Genomic DNA, 16,073 nt, shown 5'->3' with positions numbered 1-16,073 from the left:
CATGACAGATCGACCCACACCCCCCGCTGGACGCTTGCCCCGCGCCGCGCTGGTCCTTGGCCTTGCGGGGCTGATCCCGTTTCTCTGGGGGGCGGCAACTGCGCTGGTTCCGGCTCTAGATACGTTCAGCCAGGGCGCGCTTGGCCCGCGTTTCAGTGGTATCTACGTTCTGAATTTCTATGGCACAATCATCCTGGCGTTCATGTCTGGCGTGCTTTGGGGCTTTGCCACCCGCGCGCGGGGCTGGACGATCTGGCCCGCCTACGCGCTTTCGGTGCTGCCGGCGCTTTGGGCGTTCTTCATGGTGGGCGGTGGCCCCGAGGGATCGGTTGTGGCGCTGTTGTGGGGCTATGGCGGGCTTTTGGTTCTGGACGCGCTCTATTGGGCACTGCGACTTGCGCCGCGCTGGTGGATGATGCTGCGCGTGCCGCTGACCGCGATCGTCGCGGCCTGCCTGTCGGCCGCCCTGCTGTGAACGGGACCGACGCGCAGACATTGGCCATCTATGCTGAGAAGGCCGCCGATTATTCCGAGATCCACCACGGCGAAGAAACCGCCCGGCGGCTCGCCGCCTTCATCGCGCGCCTGCCCGAGGGTGGGCGCGCGCTGGATCTGGGTTGTGGGCCGGGCTGGGCGGCAGCACGGATGCGCCAACAAGATCTTGACGTCACCGCGATGGATGCCTGCCCCGAAATGGCCGAGGTCGCCCGCGCGCGCCATGGCCTGCCGGTGCGTGTTGCGCCGTTCGACGCGCTGGACGAGACCGCCGCCTATGACGGCGTCTGGGCGCATTTCAGCCTGTTGCACGCGCCGCGCGCGGCCCTGCCGGGCCATTTCACCGCCATCCGCCGCGCGCTGCGTCCGGGCGGGCACCTTTTGGTGGCGATGAAACTGGGCAGCGGAGAGGCCCGTGACCGGCTGGGCCGTCTATACACCTATGTCAGCGCACCGGAATTGCGCGGCCTTCTGGTCAGCGCGCGGCTGAAGATCGTGGCCGAAGAGACCGCGGCGATCACCGGCTTTGACGGAACGCCCGGTCATAGCGTCTTTGTCACCGCCCACCGCGATTGAATCATGACCCCCGTGAACGAGGCCCCAATGGCAGAACTTTTCGCCTATACCGACGGCGCGTGCAGCGGCAACCCCGGCCCGGGCGGCTGGGGGACGCTTTTGCAAGCGAAAGAGGGCGGGCGCGTCGTCAAGGAGCGCGAGTTGTCGGGCGGCGAGGCCGAGACGACAAACAACAGGATGGAACTCATGGCCGCGATCAGCGCGCTGGAAAGCCTGAACCGGCCCTCTGACATCACCGTCGTAACCGACAGCGCCTATGTGAAAAATGGCGTCACCGGCTGGATTCACGGCTGGAAACGCAATGGTTGGAAAACCGCGGCGAAAAAGCCGGTCAAGAATGCCGAGCTATGGCAGCGCCTGGACGCGGCACAGGCGCGCCACAGGGTGCGCTGGGAATGGGTCAAGGGCCATGCCGGTCACCCCGAGAACGAGCGCGCCGACGAATTGGCGCGGGCGGGAATGGCGCCCTTCAAGCGATAGCGCGCGCGGGCGGCGGCGTTCCGACAAGGGTATTTTCGCCAAGAAGAAGACAACGGAACTACCCCTGCCGCAATGCAGGGGCAGCTTTTGCGCGCCGCGGCCACGGGGCAGACCGGGATCAGTGCCCGATCTCGGCCTTGAGCGCGGTCATAAGCCCGGCCAGCGCCTCACGGTTGATGTCGTTGTTAAGCCGCCCGTCGGGGTCGAACTGGGCCTGAGCCTGGCCCACCAGAACCTCGGGGCCGGGCACGATGCGCGGGCGGAAGGGCACTAGGCAAAGCCGCAGCGCGGTTTGTGTCAGTTCGCCCCCGGCCCGCCCGGCCGTGGCCGAGACGATCGCCACGGGCTTGTCCGCCCAGGGGTTGGCTTTCGTGCGGCTGACCCAGTCCAGCGCGTTTTTCAGCACGCCGGTGATCGATTTGTTGTATTCCGGCCCCGCGATCACCACCGCATCGGCCGCCAAAATCTGATCGGCCAGGCGTTGCACCGGCTCGGGAATGCCGTGGGCGGCCTCGAGATCCTCGTCGAAAAGCGGCAGGCGCAGGTTGCCCAGCATGAACTCGGCGGGGTTGAAAAGGCGTGCTGCCTCGTGCAGTAGCAAGGTGTTGTACGAGGCCGCGCGCAGCGATCCCGAAATTCCCAAAAGCCTGTAATCGGCCATCTGTCAGTCTCCTGTCCCGTGTGATGTCAAGATATGGCGCGGGCCGGTCGCCGCAAGCTTGCGCCGCGCACAGGTCTGGCGCAGGGTGCGCACCGAATGATGCGGACGGAGGCAAGACATGGCACGGCATGGCGGACAGATCCTGGCCGATCAACTGGCGATGCGGGGGGTAAAGCGCGTGTTCTCGGTGCCCGGCGAGAGTTTTCTCGCCGCCCTTGACGGGCTGTACGAGGCGGGCATTCCCAATATCGTCTGCCGTCACGAAGGGGGCGCGGCGATGATGGCCGAGGCCTATGGCAAGATGACCGGGCAACCGGGCGTGGTTTTGGTCACCCGGGGGCCGGGGGCCGCCAACGCGGCCAGCGGCTTGCACGTCGCGCGGCAGGATTCTACGCCGATGGTGGCCTTCGTGGGACAGATCGCGCGAGACCATCGTGATCGAGAGGCTTTCCAGGAGGTCGATTACCGGCGCTTTTTCGGGCCGCTGGTGAAATGGGTGGCCGAGGTCGACCAGACCGAGCGGTTGGGTGAATACATCGCGCGGGCATTCGACATCGCTTGTTCGGGACGACCAGGGCCGGTGGTTCTGGCCCTGCCCGAGGACATGCTGAGTGCGGCGTCCGAGATGGCCGATCTGTCTGTCCCTGCGCGGCTGCCCGCCGAGGCAACGCAAGCGCAGGTTTCGAGCGTCCTGGATGCGCTGAAACAGGCGCAACGGCCGCTGGTGGTGGCGGGCGGGCCGCATTGGTCTGACAAGGCGGCGGCAGACCTCGCGCGCTTTGCCGAAGGGTTCGACCTGCCGGTTGCGGTCACCTTTCGTCGGCAGGATCACATGGATAACCGCCATTCCCATTACGTGGGCGACCTGGGCGTGGGGATGAATCCGGCGCTGGGGCAAAGGCTGAGGCAGGCCGACCTGGTACTGGCGCTAGGTACGCGGCTGGGGGATACGGCGACCGACGGCTACACGTTACTGGACCCCACGGCGCAAAAGGCGCGGATCGTTCATGTCCATGCCGACCCGGACGAACTGGGCCGGGTCTGGCGCCCCGATCCGGGCATCGCCCTGCCCGCGCCCGCGATGCTGGCAGCGCTTTCGCATGTGGCGGGTCGACCGGGACCATGGGGCGACTGGACCGCCGCCGCGCGTGCGGATTACGAGGCATGGCAGCGCCCGAAAGAGACGCCCGGTACGGTCAAGATGGAGCAGGTGATCAGCTGGCTGTCGGCCCATCTGCCAGAGGATGCGATCCTGACCAACGGGGCGGGGAACTATGCCGCCTTCCTTCACCGCTATTTTCGGTTCAAGGGGCACGGCACGCAACTTGCGCCGACCTCGGGGTCGATGGGATACGGGTTTCCGGCCGCGATCTCGGCCAAGCTGGAAAATCCCGATCGTCCGGTGATCTGCCTGGCTGGGGATGGGTGTTTCCAGATGACACTGAACGAGATGTCGACCGCCGTGCAGCACGGTGCCAATGTCGTGGTGATCGTCGCCAATAACGGGCGCTATGGCACGATCCGCATGCATCAGGAACGGACCTATCCCGGGCGCGTCAGCGGCACCGACCTGGCCAATCCCGATTACCCGGCGCTGGCGCGCGCCTATGGGGGTGACGGCATCGTTGTGGCCGACCAGGCCGATTTCCCCGCCGCCATGGAACGCGCCCTGGCGGCAGGTTGCCCCTTTGTGATCGAGTTGCGGCTGGATGGCGAGGCGCTGGCGACCGGATTTACCCTGTCCGAGGCGCGGGCGATGGGCCAGCGGCGCTGAGCCATCATAAACGGCACTGGGCGGCCACGCTGGCCGCCCAGCTTGATCGCAAGCAGCGCGGGTTACTCGGCCGGAACCGGCTCTGCCCGCCGGGCATGGCCGAAATGGCGTCGGTTCAGATGCCAAACGAACCAAACCATCACGAACTGGATGGAAACGGCCAGCCCCGAAATAGCCCAGAAGCCGGGCGAGAATTTCGTCACCAGCCCGGCACCGACCAGCCCGGCATTCAGCCAGAAATGCAGCATCACCGACAGCGCGACACCGGGACAGACCAGCGCATAGGCGCCAGACGAGTTTTCCGTGCCAAAGATGTATTGCCCCCAATAGCCCTGGCGGTTCAACACCACCAGCCCAAGCAGAAGGAAAACCACCTGCACCGCGAGCAGCCGTGACAGGAAGACCAGTGTTTCGATCCCGGCGATTTCGGCATCGAAGGTATGGCTCATCCCGTGTTCCTGGCGCAGGAACATGATGCCAAGCACCGTCATGATCGGGATTACCACCAACAGCGTGGGTCCCGATTCCCGCGACGTGCCGTAATGCAGCATCGAGTTGAACCCGGTGATCGCCGCGACCACGCCGTAAAGCATCGCCGCCACCCCGAAGAAGGTAGATCCGATGAGGCTGACGCCGGCGGTCAGGGGCACCTCGCTCATCGCGGCGGGGGCGGCAAAGCCGACCGCGACCATCGCAAGGGCAAAGGTCGGCAGAAGCTGGGCAAAGGAATTATGCGCCGTCACGTCGAACACCCCGCCCCGGGTCAGCACCCGGCCCAGGAAATCTCCGAGTTGGCGAAAGGCGATCCAGCCGACCAGCGCAAAGGCGATCAGTGCCAGCGGGAAGAGATATTCGACCACGCTCCACAGCCGCGGCACCAGCGCGAGGCCCAGCACGAACCCGACGTTCACCGCCATGGCCAGCGTCAGCGGCATGGCCAGCAATTGCGTCTCGGCATTGGTCGTTGTCAGTTCATGCCATTTCGGGGTGCCCTTGAGCCGACGATACTGCACGATATTCCAGATCAGCAGCTTGTAATGCACAAAGGCCAGGATCGTGATGCCCAGGTAGGCCAGGACGATCATGCCCTGGACCGGCAACCCGCCCGCCAGGAAGACCCGCGCCACATCCTCGAAAACCGGGACGGGATGGGCGGGATGGTCGACCCAGAAAAAGAGATACATGAAAAATGTCACGGAAAGGCCGCCCGCCCCCAGAGAGGCCAGGAAATAGAGCGGCGAATAGCGGTCCGCGGGCCGCGACACGTCAACGTGCATCGTAGACTCCTGTTCACATTCGCAAATTGGAATGTGTTATAAACAGGTATCTGTAATATTGCAAATGGGTTCTTTCGTCACGCCACCCTCTGACGTTAACCGGCCATTAACCGCACCGGGCAGAAATCGCGGCATGAAACACATTATCTGTCTTGGACTTCTGCCGCTGGTGGCGGCGTGCGCCTCGCCCGGACCACATCTTGCCGGGCGGGCGCCGGTGAAGGTGACGGTCGATGGATCGGACTTTTCAGTCTGGCATGATTTCGACACGGCACAGGCGATTCGAACCAATACCGAACGTCGGCCCGGCATAATGGAACGGGCCTATCGTGCGATCGAAATGGGGACGGGTTGTGCCATCCGCCCCGGCACGTTCAAGGGCGATCCCGCGCTGGTTCAGGCCGGGCTGAGTTGCGGCCCGGTATCCACGCCACGGAAATAAAGCCCGATCCGTTTTTCCAGGAATACGCTGCCCGCATCACCGGTATAGCCGCCGAACGGCCCGCGTTCGGTGAATCCCATCTTTTGGAAAAGGGCGATCTCGTCGGCCCGGTTTGCCGCGCTACGCCGCGCAAGGCATCCCAGCCCGATATCGCGGGCGCTGTCCTCAAGTGCCGCGATCAAGGCACGGCCGATCTCATCGCCCGCTTCGCCCTGTGGCTGCACCACGGGGCCCTCGATCTCGCCATAGCCAAGCCGATCCAACAGCGCCGACCATCCGACCGGCCTTTCACCCTGGCGCGCGACAAGAAATTGCACACCACGGCCAGCAAGATCCGCCGCAACACCAAGACAGGCTGTATCCGTTGAGAGCGGGTTCTCGGTCCGAATCGTGACAGACATCGCAGGCCCCATCCGTGACTGTTCGCCAAACACATTACGAGCGCGCCCAAGGGTCAAGACCATAGACCTGGAAAATCGGTATTTTTGATACCTCTTTTGAAGCGCCGCAACATGTCGTGGATAACTTGACCCCAAACATCAAATGGTTGGGGCCGTGCTTGACTCTGCCCCACCAGGGCCGGAAAATTTGGGTGCGATACGGCAAAGGAACCGACAGGCGTGCGCTTTACCCGGCTCAGACTCAACGGATTCAAGAGTTTCGTCGACCCCACCGAACTGGTGATCGCCGAGGGGCTGACCGGCGTGGTCGGACCGAATGGTTGTGGCAAGTCCAACCTGCTTGAGGCGCTGCGCTGGGTGATGGGGGAAAACCGCCCCACCGCGATGCGCGGCGGCGGCATGGAAGACGTGATCTTTGCCGGGGCTGCCACCCGCCCCGCGCGCAATTTCGCCGAGGTCGGGCTGAGCATCGACAATGGCGACCGGCTGGCTCCGTCGGGATTCAACGATTCCGACATCCTCGAAATCGTGCGCCGGATCACCCGCGATGCCGGGTCCGCCTACAAGGTCAACGGCAAGGATGTGCGTGCGCGCGACGTGCAGATGCTGTTTGCCGATGCCTCGACCGGCGCGCAATCGCCCGCGCTGGTCCGGCAGGGGCAGATTTCCGAACTCATTAACGCCAAGCCGCGCAACCGCCGCCGGGTCCTGGAGGATGCCGCAGGAATCGCCGGGTTATACCAGCGCCGGCATGAGGCCGAACTGAAGCTGACAGGCGCCGAACAGAACCTTGCCCGCGTCGAGGACGTGATCGAGCAACTGGCCGGGCAGTTGGCCCAGCTTGCCCGGCAGGCGAGACAGGCCGCCCGCTATCGCGAGATCGGCGCACAGTTGCGCCAGGCCGAGGGGATGCTGCTTTACCGCCGCTGGAAGGATGCCGACCGCGCGTGTGCCACCGCCGAGGCACATATGACCGACCGCGCGCGAGAGGCCGCGCAGGCAGAGGGATGCGCGCGAGAGGCCGCCCGCATCCGCGAAGAGGCCGAAACCGCCCTGCCCCCCCTGCGCGAGGAAGAGGCCATCGCCGCGGCAATCGTGCATCGGCTGGGCGTCCAGCGCGACACGCTGGGCGAGGAAGAGACCCGCGCAGCCGATGCGATCGAACGGCTGACGGCCCGGGTTCACCAACTGGCCCACGACATGGACCGCGAGACGGGTCTGAACCGGGATGCCGGGGAAACGATCGAGCGGCTGGAATGGGAACGCGACCAGCTTGAAAAGGCACATGAAGGGCATGACGACGCCCTGGCCGAAGCCGCAGACCTGGCACATGAGGCGGCCTCGGTCCTGTCCGATCGCGAAGAGGCGCTGTCGCAGATGACAGAGGATATGGCGCGGCTGTCGGCCCGGCACCAATCCGCCCAGCGCCTGCGCGAGGATGCCGCGAAAACCGTCGAGCGCAACAGCCGGGACGCCGAGCGCGCACGCATCGCGACCCAACAGGCAGAGGCGGCGCTGGCGCAGGTGGCCGATCAACTGGCCGAGGCCAGCGCGCGGCAAGAGGCAGCGGCCGAAGCCGCCGAGGCGGCAGAGGCGGCGCTGGCTGCCGCCGACGAGGCCCGCGCAGAGGCACAGGCCCAAGAGGCCGAGGCCCGTGCCCGCAAGGCCGCCGCCCAGGGCGAGGCCAGCGCGCTTGAGGCCGAGCGCACAGCCCTCGCCCGCCTGGTAGAGCGCGACACCGCGCAAGGCGGGCAAGTTCTGGATCTGCTGGGCGTCGATCCCGGCTTTGAAAAGGCGTTGGGGGCCGCGCTGGCCGACGATCTGCGCGCGCCTCGGCTAGAGGGTGAGGGCGGCGCGGGCTGGACCGCGCTGCCCGGTTACGAGCGCGACCAACCCCTGCCCAGCGGGGCCACGCCCTTGGCCGACCATGTCTGCGCACCCGACCTGCTGGCGCGTCGCATCGCCCAGATCGGCCTAGTCCCCGATGTGGAAACCGGCACCCGGCTACACGCTGCGCTGGCCCCCGGCCAGCGGCTGGTGACGGTCGAAGGCGATCTCTGGCGCTGGGACGGCTTTCGCGCAGGCGCCGAGGATGCACCCAGCGCCGCCGCCCTGCGTCTGCAACAGATCAACCGGCTGGCGGACTTGCGACGCGACCATGACGAGGCCCGCGTCCGCGCCGAGACCGCGGCCGAGACCCACGAGGCGCTAGCCCGGCGCCTGGCAGAGACCGCCGAGGCAGATCGCACCGCGCGCGAGGCCCGCCGCGCCGCCGATCGTGACCTTGCCGAGGCCGGGCGCGCCCTGTCTCGCGCCGAAGCCGATAGCAGCATCGCCGCCAGCAAGCTTGAAACTGCCAGGCTGGCGGTACGGCGGCATGACGACGAGGCCACCGCCGCGCGGGGACGCCTGCACGAGGCCGAAACCGCGCTTGCCGGGCTGGCCGACCTGGACAGCGCACGCGCCCGTGTCGAGGATGTCAAGACCACGGTCGAGGCCGCGCGCATGACGATGATGGCCCGCCGTGCCGCCCATGACGAGCGCAAGCGCGAGGGCACCGCGCGCCAGAAACGCCTGCAAGAGATCACGATCGAATTGGGCAATTGGCGCCACCGGCTGGAAACCGCCGAAACCCGCCTGGGCGAACTGGCGCAGCGCAAGGAAGGCTCACAGGCTGAGCTGGCGCAGGCGCGACAGGCGCCCGAGGCGATTGCCGCCCGCCGGGCCGAACTTGAGGATGCGCTGTCACAGGCCGAGGCCCGCCGCGCTGCCGCCGCCGATGCCCTGGCCGGGGCCGAAGCCGCCCTGCGCGAAGCAGATCGCGCCGCCCGCGATAACGAGAAAGCGGCCAGCGAGGCGCGCGAGGCACGCGCCGCCGCCGAAGCCCGCGCCGAGGCCGCCCGTGACAGCGCCGCCCAGGCCACTGCCCGAATCGTCGAGGAACTCGAACTGACGCCCGGGGCGTTGCTTGACATGCTGGGCGTCGATCCCGACGCGATGCCCGATGCCGAAACCGTGGAACATGACGTCATCCGCCTGAAACGCCAGCGCGACAGCCTGGGCGCGGTCAACCTGCGCGCCGAGGAAGACGCGCGAGAGGTCCAGATCGAGCATGATAACCTGCGCAAGGAAAAACAGGACCTGGAGGCCGCGATACGCACCCTGCGCGCGGGCATTGCCAGCCTCAACCAAGAGGGGCGCGAGCGGCTGCTGACCGCCTTTGAACAGGTCAATTCAAACTTCGCGATGCTGTTCACCCATCTTTTCGGCGGCGGCGAGGCCAAGCTGGTGCTGGTCGAATCCGACGACCCGCTTGAGGCGGGACTTGAAATCATGTGCCAGCCCCCGGGCAAGAAACTGTCCACCCTGTCGTTGCTTTCGGGCGGCGAACAGACCCTGACCGCGCTGGCGCTGATCTTTGGCGTGTTCCTGGCCAACCCCGCGCCGATCTGCGTGCTGGACGAGGTCGACGCGCCGCTGGACGACGCCAATGTCACCCGGTTTTGCGATTTGCTGGACGAGATGACCCGCCGGGCCGACACCCGGTTCCTGATCATCACCCACCATGCCGTGACCATGAGCCGGATGGACCGGCTGTTCGGCGTGACCATGGGCGAACAGGGCGTCAGCCAACTGGTCAGTGTCGATCTCAAGAAGGCCGAACAGATGGTGGCCTGAGCGCGGGAGGCAAGGCCTGGCGACAGGTATTGCGAGCGCGCCCCTATAGCCGGTTCAGCAGCGTCCGCGTCGGCCAGGAATCCGCGGGCATGCCCAGCCTTTGCTGTTCCTTCTGGACCGCGATCCGGGTCTTTGCGCCGAGGATACCATCGATCCCGCCTACGTCGTGGCCACGCGCGGCCAGCTTTTGCTGCAACAGCTTCATCTCGCCGCCCGAGAGCCCCGGATCGGGGTTGCGCATGTCATAGACCGGCGCGCCCTCCAGCCGGGTCGCCAGGTAGGCGGCGGTGGTGACGTAGACCAGGCTCTTGTTCCACTCGAAGAACACCTTGAAATTCGGATAGGCAATGAAGGCCGGCCCGTTGCGCCCCATCGGCAGCAGGACCGAGGCAGGCAGGTTGCCCGGCCCCAGCGGCCCGCTGCGCCCGCGCACGCCAAGGGCTGCCCAGTCCGACACCCGCTTGGTATGATCCAACCCGGTATCGGCCCAGTTCAGCCCTGCGGGCAGCACGATTTCCTGCAACCATGGCTCGCCTGCGCGCCAGCCCAGGGATTGCAGCATCCGCCCCCCCGACATCAGCGCATCCGGCGCCGAGGTCTTCAGCCGCACATGCCCGTCGCCATCGCCATCCACGCCGTTTTCCAGGATGTCCCTGGGCAGCATCTGCACCTGCCCGATCTCACCCGCCCAGGCGCCGGTGGTCGACGTGCTGAAATCGCCCCGTTCGAACAGGGTCAGCGCGGCAAAGACCTGCGGGCGGAACAGACCGGGCCGGCGACAGTCATGGGACAGGGTGACCAGCGCGTTCAGCGTGTTGAAATCCCCCTGAACCGCGCCGAAATCGGTCTCCAGCGCCCAGAAGGCCAGCAGCACCCCGCGCGACACCCCGTAGCGCCGTTCGATCACGTCGAAGACCGGGTCATATTTCACGGCGTTCTGACGGCCCCGATCCAGCCGGTACTGGCTGATCAGGCGTTGCGAGAAATCCGCGAAATCGCGCTGGAAAAAACCTTGGGCCCGATCGCGTTGGATCACCGCTGGGTCGTGGCGGGCCTGTGCGAAAAACCTGTTTGCCCGAGCGGGGTCATGGCCACGGCGCACCGCCTCGTCCTCGAGACCCTGCACGAAGCTGGAAAAGGTGCCGCCGCAAGGCACCTGCGCGGCAAGCGGGGCAGCGGCACAAGCCGCAAACAGGCAGGCCGCGAGAGAGGGGAAAAGACGCATGGAAAGCTCCGAAAAACAAATCGGGCTCAGCTTAACAGCCCCCGCGTCCCTGGCAAATGTTCACGCCGCACCTTGCCGTGCCCGACCGTGCGGGGCCTCCCAATCGGGGCGCGGCGTGATCGGCACGATGCGGTACGGATTGATCGTGTCGTGGCTGTAATGGTAGTGGCGCACGATATGGGAAAAGCTGACCGTCGCGGCCACGCCGGGCCATTGATACAGGTCGCGCGCATAGGCCCAGAGGTTGGGAAAATCGACCAGCCGGTTACGGTTGCATTTGAAATGGCCGTGATAAACCGCGTCGAACCGCACCAGCGTGGTGAACAGCCGCCAGTCGGCCTCGGTGATCCGGTCGCCCGTCAGGTAGCGGTTGCGCGACAGCAGATCCTCCAGCCAGTCCAGCGTCTCGAATAGCGCCTCTGCCGCCTCGTCATAGGCCCCTTGGCTGGTGGCGAAACCGGCCTTGTAGACGCCGTTGTTGACCGTGTCATAGATGCGGGCGTTGAGGGCCTCGATCTCGGCACGCAAGGGCGCGGGCCAGTAATCGTCGCGATTGCCGGTAAGGCCGTCGAAAGCCGAGTTGAACATGCGGAGGATCTCGGCCGATTCATTGGACACGATGGTTTCGCGCCGCTTGTCCCATAGAACCGGCACGGTAACCCGGCCCGAAATCACGGGGTCCACCCTGGTGTAGAGTTCGCGTAAAAACCTTAGCCCATACAGATCGTCGCCCGTCGCGCCGGGAAAGGTCGTGGCAAAGGTCCAGCCCTCAGATAGCATATCGGGATGAACGACCGACACGCCGACATGCGGCATCAGTCCCTTGATCGCGCGAAAGATCAGCGCCCGGTGCGCCCAGGGACAGGCCAGCGAGACATAAAGGTGGTAGCGCCCGCTTTCCGCGGCAAAGCCGCCTTTGCCGCTTGGCCCCGGCGCGCCGTCGGGCGTGACCCAGTTGCGGAACCCGGCGGTGGAGCGGACAAATCGCCCGCCGGTCTTGTCGGTGTCGTACCAGGTGTCATGCCAGACACCCTCGATCAATTGGCCCATTTTGCCCTCCCTTTCAGGAAAGAGCTAGACCTTCACGCCCAGCCGACATCTGCGCGATCCGCGCAGGGCCTCTGCATGTGCGCACTATTGCAAGTCGCCGAATGCCTGTTGCAACCGCGTCACCGCCTCTTCGATCCGGGCGCGGGGCGTGGCTATGTTGAACCGCAGGAAGGTTTCGCCCCCCAGGCCAAAGCTGGGGCCATGATTTACAGCGATCCGGGCATCCTGTTCGACCCGGGTGGTAAAATCCCGCGCCATCATCCCGGTGCCCGCGAAATCGACCCAGGCAAGATAGGTCGCCTCAAGCGGCATCGAGGAAAGGCCGGGAATGGCGTTCACGGCCGCATCGAACAGCCGCCTGTTGCCGTCGAGATAGACCATCAGCGCATCGACCCATTCCGCGCCCTCGGGCGAATAGGCGGCCGTCGCCATCGCGACACCAAAGGAATTTGGCGAAATCCCCAATGCCCCCATCCGGCCGGCAAAGCGCGCGCGCAGGCTTTCATCGGGGATGATGACATTACCGACATGCGCGCCCGCGATGTTAAAGGTCTTGGTGGATGAGGTCATCATCACCAGTCGGTCGCGGATGCTCTCGTCCACGAGGTCCATCACCATGTGTTGCGCTCCCGGAAAGACCAGGTCGTGATGTATCTCGTCCGAAACCAGGATCAGGTCGTGGCGGCGGGCGAAATCGGCCACGCCCTGCAACTCATCGCGCGTCCAGACGCGCCCACCGGGATTATGCGGCGAGCACAGGATCACCATTCGCGCGCCGTGGGCCAGGTCGTCCCAGGCATCGAAATCCATCTCGTAACGGCCATCGCGATTGACCAGCGGGCATTCGATCACCCGCCGCCCGGCTGCGCGGATCACGCGGGCAAAGGCGTGATAGACCGGCGTGAACAGCACCACGCCATCGCCGGGCGCCGTGAACGCATCGATGCACAGCCCGGTTCCGTTCACCAGGCCATGGGTGGTAAAGATCCAGTCTGGCCGGACCTGCCAGCCATGGCGCTCGGACATCCACCAGCCGATTGCCTGCCTGTAGGCGGCATCATCCCCGTGATAACCATAGATCCCGTGATCGGCCATCGCACGCACGGCCTGCGTGACGCATTCGGGCGGGTGGAAATCCATGTCCGCCACCCACATCGCGATACCGTCGTCGGCGGGCACCCCATAGACCTGTTCCATCATGTCCCACTTCATGGAATGGGTGCCGCGCCGGTCTATGATCTGGTCGAAGTCCATCAAACGCTCCTTGGTGCTGCGCTGCCAAGCTAGCGGCTGGAAACACGGACGCAAGACTTCGCCGCATTGCGCAAGGCCCGCACATCCCCTAAATCACATGATCATGAGCATTAGACCGATCCTGATCCATCCAGATCCGCGCCTGAAAACTGTGGCCGACCCCGTTTCTGATATCGACGAGGCGATGCAGAAACTCGCCGAGGACATGCTGGAAACCATGTATGACGCGCCGGGCATCGGGCTGGCCGCGCCACAAATCGGTATCCTGCATCGCCTGATCGTCATGGACTGCGCCAAGGACGAGGGCGCCCCGCCCCGCCCGCTTGCCATGTTCAACCCGCAGATCGTATGGGAATCGGACGATCGCAACATTCACGAAGAGGGATGCCTTTCGATCCCCGAAACCTGGGCCGAGGTCACCCGCCCCGCCGAGGTTGTCGTGCAATGGACCGACCCCGCGGGCGATCCGCACGAGGACCGACTGTCGGGTCTATGGGCGACCTGCGTGCAGCACGAGATCGACCATCTCAACGGTACGTTGTTCATCGACTATCTCAAGCCGCTCAAGCGACAGCTCATCACCCGTCGGATGAAGAAACTCAAGCGCGAGCGGTCTCGGGACACGGCATGAGTGTCCGGCCCATTCTGCAATGGCCCGACCCTCGGCTGGCCACCGCGGTCGCACCGGTCGAGACTATCACCGACGAGATCCGCGCAATCTGGGACGACATGATCGACACGATGGAGGCCATGCCGGGCCAAGGCGTTGGGCTGGCGGCCAACCAGATCGGCGTGCTGCAACGTCTGGCGGTGGTGGATTGTTCCGAGGAACGCGGTCAGGCGATCCGCATGGCGAACCCCGAAATCGTCGCTTACTCGGAAAAACTGCGCACGCATGACGAGGCCAGCCCTTGCCTGCCCGGCGTCTGGGCCAGCGTGAAACGCCCCCGCGCGGTGACGGTGCGGTTCCTGAACGAGGGTGGCGAGGTAGAGGAGAAGGATTTCGTCCTGCTTTGGGCGACCTCGGTGCAGCACCAGGTCGACCATCTGAACGGGCGGATGTATTTCGACAACCTGTCGCGGCTGAAACGGGACCGCCTGCTTAGGAAATACGAAAAGCGGAGGCGCTGAATGCGCATCGTCTTCATGGGCACGCCCGAGTTCTCCGTGCCGGTTCTGGATGCGCTGGTGGATGCGGGTCACGACATCGCCTGCGTCTATTGCCAGCCCCCCCGCCCTGCCGGGCGCGGCAAGAAGGATCGCCCGAGCCCCGTCCATGCGCGGGCAGAGGTTCTGGGCCTGCCCATTCGCCACCCCGTTTCGCTGAAAGGGGCCGAGGCGCAGGCAGACTTTGCCGCGCTACAGGCGGATGTCGCCGTTGTAGTCGCCTATGGCCTGATCCTGCCGCGGCCGGTGCTGGACGCGCCGCGCCATGGCTGCCTGAACATCCATGCCTCGTTGTTGCCGCGCTGGCGCGGGGCGGCGCCGATCCACCGGGCGATCATGGCGGGCGACGCGGAAACCGGCATCTGCATCATGCGGATGGAGGCAGGGCTTGATACCGGGCCCGTGCTAATGCGCGAGGCCACCCCGATCGGGGCCGAGGAAACCACGGGCGACTTGCATGACCGGCTGTCGGCCATGGGCGCGCGGCTGATCGTGCAGGCGCTGGCCCACCTGCCCGACCTGACGCCGCAGCCGCAACCCGAGGCCGGCGTGACCTACGCCGCCAAGATCGACAAGGCCGAGGCACGGGTCGACTGGAACCGCCCCGCCGATCAGGTGGCACACCACATCAACGGCCTTTCGCCCTTTCCCGGCGCATGGTGCGTGGCAGGAGACGAACGTCTGAAACTGCTGCGTGCCCGCGTAACCGAAGGAAACGGCCCGTCGGGGCAGGTGCTGGGCGGGCTGGTGATTGCCTGCGAAACTGGCGCGGTCGAGATCGTGCAGGCCCAGCGCGAAGGCAAACGCGCAATGGAAACCGACGAATTGCTGCGCGGCCTGACGTTGCCCGCGCGCGTGACATAGGGCGCGCGGTGCAGGCAAGGCAATTGCCGGGCGCCGGGATCAATCGTGCGAGCACCCCGCATCGTCGTGATCGTGTGGCGCGGGCGGGGCAAGGCGGTCTTCGACAAGGGCGCGGGCGGCCTCTGCCGGGTCGGTCTCGGCCGTGGCCACTGCGCGTATGCCCATCGCCCCCATGCGCTGGACGAAACCGCGCCCGACGCTGCCGGCGATGATCGCCTCGACATCGTAAAGAGGATGGTGCCCCGTGCCCGAAAAATCATGCAAGGCCATACCCTTGGGAAGGTCGATCCGTTCGATCTCGGTCGCGGGCTGTCCTGCAACCGCCTCGAAAACAAAAAAACGGCGCGTGCGGCCGACATGGGACGTCACGGTGCGGAAATTCTGACTGGCAACGGCAATACGCATGGGGGCTCCCGATGGTTGGACCTGTTGCGGCGGCATGTGGGACCGGCCCGGTCGCCATCGCAAGCCGCAGCAAGCGCGGCCGATTGCGGTATGGTGAACATGAAACCGGAGCGCCGGTCTGTGACTTGGTCACTATTTCCGATCATTTTCATCGGGGTTGTCCCGGCCGATATCGCCCTTGCCACGACCGGGTCACGAGATCACGCCGATCGGCGGATGCGATCATCACATGTTGCGCGCGCCCAGCAAATGAAGGACAACGATAGCGCGCCGCAGTGGTCGGCGATCCGCCAGGCGAACGGCCGCGCGCCAATCGCCGCCATT

At 65.6% G+C, this 16,073-nt stretch carries 16 protein-coding genes; 9 read left to right on the top strand and 7 right to left on the bottom strand.

Going from position 1 to position 16,073, the window contains the following annotated elements:
• Position 1 precedes the first annotated feature (1 nt).
• The 3 genes from EV663_RS11905 to rnhA are packed head-to-tail and all read left to right on the top strand — an operon-like array spanning position 2 to position 1,551.
• Entirely contained in the window at positions 2-475 is a 474-nt protein-coding gene (locus EV663_RS11905; protein ID WP_132952134.1) for a DUF3429 domain-containing protein, read from the top strand.
• Complete coding sequence (locus EV663_RS11900; protein ID WP_132952132.1) at positions 472-1,071, top strand: class I SAM-dependent methyltransferase; 600 nt, start codon at positions 472-474, stop codon at positions 1,069-1,071. The genes EV663_RS11905 and EV663_RS11900 overlap by 4 nt, the downstream gene beginning before the upstream one ends.
• A 27-nt stretch (positions 1,072-1,098) precedes the next feature.
• Positions 1,099-1,551, top strand: a complete 453-nt coding sequence (gene rnhA / locus EV663_RS11895) for a ribonuclease HI (protein WP_132952130.1) — start codon at positions 1,099-1,101, stop codon at positions 1,549-1,551.
• A gap of 118 nt (positions 1,552-1,669) precedes the next feature.
• On the opposite strand, the gene EV663_RS11890 is transcribed toward rnhA, so the two are convergent.
• The gene (locus tag EV663_RS11890) at positions 1,670-2,212 is read right to left on the bottom strand and encodes an NADPH-dependent FMN reductase (protein WP_132952128.1); all 543 of its coding nucleotides are present in this window, start codon (positions 2,210-2,212) and stop codon (positions 1,670-1,672) included.
• Positions 2,213-2,330: 118 nt separating this feature from the next.
• On the opposite strand from EV663_RS11890, the gene EV663_RS11885 reads away from it, so the two are divergent.
• Positions 2,331-3,986: a thiamine pyrophosphate-binding protein gene (locus EV663_RS11885; protein ID WP_132952126.1), complete on the top strand. Its 1,656-nt coding sequence runs from the start codon at positions 2,331-2,333 to the stop codon at positions 3,984-3,986.
• Positions 3,987-4,048: 62 nt separating this feature from the next.
• Here EV663_RS11885 and EV663_RS11880 read toward each other — a convergent pair whose 3' ends face one another.
• A complete protein-coding gene (locus tag EV663_RS11880; RefSeq protein ID WP_132952124.1) occupies positions 4,049-5,263 on the bottom strand; it encodes a TsoY family (seleno)protein in 1,215 nt (404 codons plus the stop codon).
• Positions 5,264-5,396: 133 nt separating this feature from the next.
• On the opposite strand from EV663_RS11880, the gene EV663_RS11875 reads away from it, so the two are divergent.
• Complete coding sequence (locus EV663_RS11875; protein WP_132952122.1) at positions 5,397-5,705, top strand: hypothetical protein; 309 nt, start codon at positions 5,397-5,399, stop codon at positions 5,703-5,705.
• Here the strand turns inward: EV663_RS11875 and EV663_RS11870 are convergent.
• Positions 5,660-6,106 (bottom strand): GNAT family N-acetyltransferase, encoded by a 447-nt coding sequence (locus EV663_RS11870; protein ID WP_132952120.1) that lies wholly within the window; start codon positions 6,104-6,106, stop codon positions 5,660-5,662. The two genes, EV663_RS11875 and EV663_RS11870, sit on opposite strands and share 46 nt — an antisense overlap.
• A 219-nt stretch (positions 6,107-6,325) precedes the next feature.
• Between EV663_RS11870 and EV663_RS11865 the strand changes: the two genes are divergently transcribed.
• Positions 6,326-9,784: a chromosome segregation SMC family protein gene (locus EV663_RS11865; RefSeq protein WP_132952118.1), complete on the top strand. Its 3,459-nt coding sequence runs from the start codon at positions 6,326-6,328 to the stop codon at positions 9,782-9,784.
• Between the two features lie 43 nt (positions 9,785-9,827).
• Here EV663_RS11865 and EV663_RS11860 read toward each other — a convergent pair whose 3' ends face one another.
• The 3 genes from EV663_RS11860 to EV663_RS11850 all read right to left on the bottom strand — a co-directional run bounded on the left by EV663_RS11860 (position 9,828) and on the right by EV663_RS11850 (position 13,313).
• Entirely contained in the window at positions 9,828-11,009 is a 1,182-nt protein-coding gene (locus EV663_RS11860; protein ID WP_132952116.1) for a lytic murein transglycosylase, read from the bottom strand.
• A 60-nt stretch (positions 11,010-11,069) separates the two neighbouring features.
• On the bottom strand, positions 11,070-12,059 hold the full coding sequence (locus tag EV663_RS11855; RefSeq protein ID WP_132952114.1) for a glutathione S-transferase family protein: 990 nt from the start codon (positions 12,057-12,059) through the stop codon (positions 11,070-11,072).
• Positions 12,060-12,143: 84 nt separating this feature from the next.
• Positions 12,144-13,313: a MalY/PatB family protein gene (locus EV663_RS11850; RefSeq protein ID WP_132952112.1), complete on the bottom strand. Its 1,170-nt coding sequence runs from the start codon at positions 13,311-13,313 to the stop codon at positions 12,144-12,146.
• 103 nt (positions 13,314-13,416) lie between these two features.
• Between EV663_RS11850 and def (EV663_RS11845) the strand changes: the two genes are divergently transcribed.
• Genes def (EV663_RS11845) through fmt form a run of 3 tightly spaced genes read left to right on the top strand, consistent with a single transcriptional unit; the run spans position 13,417 to position 15,344 of the window.
• Entirely contained in the window at positions 13,417-13,944 is a 528-nt protein-coding gene (def, locus tag EV663_RS11845; RefSeq protein ID WP_132952110.1) for a peptide deformylase, read from the top strand.
• Positions 13,941-14,444 carry a peptide deformylase gene (gene def / locus EV663_RS11840; RefSeq protein WP_132952109.1) on the top strand — a complete coding sequence of 168 codons (504 nt, stop codon included), beginning with the start codon at positions 13,941-13,943 and terminating at the stop codon, positions 14,442-14,444. Before def (EV663_RS11845) ends, def (EV663_RS11840) begins: the two co-directional genes overlap by 4 nt.
• Positions 14,445-15,344, top strand: coding sequence for a methionyl-tRNA formyltransferase (fmt, locus tag EV663_RS11835; protein WP_132952107.1), 900 nt, complete (start codon positions 14,445-14,447; stop codon positions 15,342-15,344).
• Positions 15,345-15,383: 39 nt separating this feature from the next.
• Here the strand turns inward: fmt and EV663_RS11830 are convergent, their stop codons facing one another.
• A complete protein-coding gene (locus EV663_RS11830) occupies positions 15,384-15,749 on the bottom strand; it encodes a NifB/NifX family molybdenum-iron cluster-binding protein (protein ID WP_132952105.1) in 366 nt (121 codons plus the stop codon).
• Positions 15,750-16,073: the final 324 nt, after the last annotated feature.

The organism is Rhodovulum bhavnagarense, from assembly GCF_004343505.1.
Classification (GTDB): Bacteria; Pseudomonadota; Alphaproteobacteria; order Rhodobacterales; family Rhodobacteraceae; genus Rhodovulum; species Rhodovulum bhavnagarense.
Note: the sequence above shows the minus strand (reverse complement) of the source record. Positions and strands in the feature narration are given on the sequence as shown.

Bases quoted from the DNA above. Each gene is read 5' to 3' on its own strand.
- EV663_RS11905 (WP_132952134.1), top strand. From the start codon at position 2: ATGACAGATCGACCCACACCCCCCGCTGGACGCTTGCCCCGCGCCGCG.
- rnhA (WP_132952130.1), top strand. From the start codon at position 1,099: ATGGCAGAACTTTTCGCCTATACCGACGGCGCGTGCAGCGGCAACCCC.
- EV663_RS11890 (WP_132952128.1), bottom strand. From the start codon at position 2,212: ATGGCCGATTACAGGCTTTTGGGAATTTCGGGATCGCTGCGCGCGGCC.
- EV663_RS11885 (WP_132952126.1), top strand. From the start codon at position 2,331: ATGGCACGGCATGGCGGACAGATCCTGGCCGATCAACTGGCGATGCGG.
- EV663_RS11880 (WP_132952124.1), bottom strand. From the start codon at position 5,263: ATGCACGTTGACGTGTCGCGGCCCGCGGACCGCTATTCGCCGCTCTAT.
- EV663_RS11875 (WP_132952122.1), top strand. From the start codon at position 5,397: ATGAAACACATTATCTGTCTTGGACTTCTGCCGCTGGTGGCGGCGTGC.
- EV663_RS11870 (WP_132952120.1), bottom strand. From the start codon at position 6,106: ATGTCTGTCACGATTCGGACCGAGAACCCGCTCTCAACGGATACAGCC.
- EV663_RS11860 (WP_132952116.1), bottom strand. From the start codon at position 11,009: ATGCGTCTTTTCCCCTCTCTCGCGGCCTGCCTGTTTGCGGCTTGTGCC.
- EV663_RS11855 (WP_132952114.1), bottom strand. From the start codon at position 12,059: ATGGGCCAATTGATCGAGGGTGTCTGGCATGACACCTGGTACGACACC.
- EV663_RS11850 (WP_132952112.1), bottom strand. From the start codon at position 13,313: ATGGACTTCGACCAGATCATAGACCGGCGCGGCACCCATTCCATGAAG.
- def (WP_132952110.1), top strand. From the start codon at position 13,417: ATGAGCATTAGACCGATCCTGATCCATCCAGATCCGCGCCTGAAAACT.
- def (WP_132952109.1), top strand. From the start codon at position 13,941: ATGAGTGTCCGGCCCATTCTGCAATGGCCCGACCCTCGGCTGGCCACC.
- fmt (WP_132952107.1), top strand. From the start codon at position 14,445: ATGCGCATCGTCTTCATGGGCACGCCCGAGTTCTCCGTGCCGGTTCTG.
- EV663_RS11830 (WP_132952105.1), bottom strand. From the start codon at position 15,749: ATGCGTATTGCCGTTGCCAGTCAGAATTTCCGCACCGTGACGTCCCAT.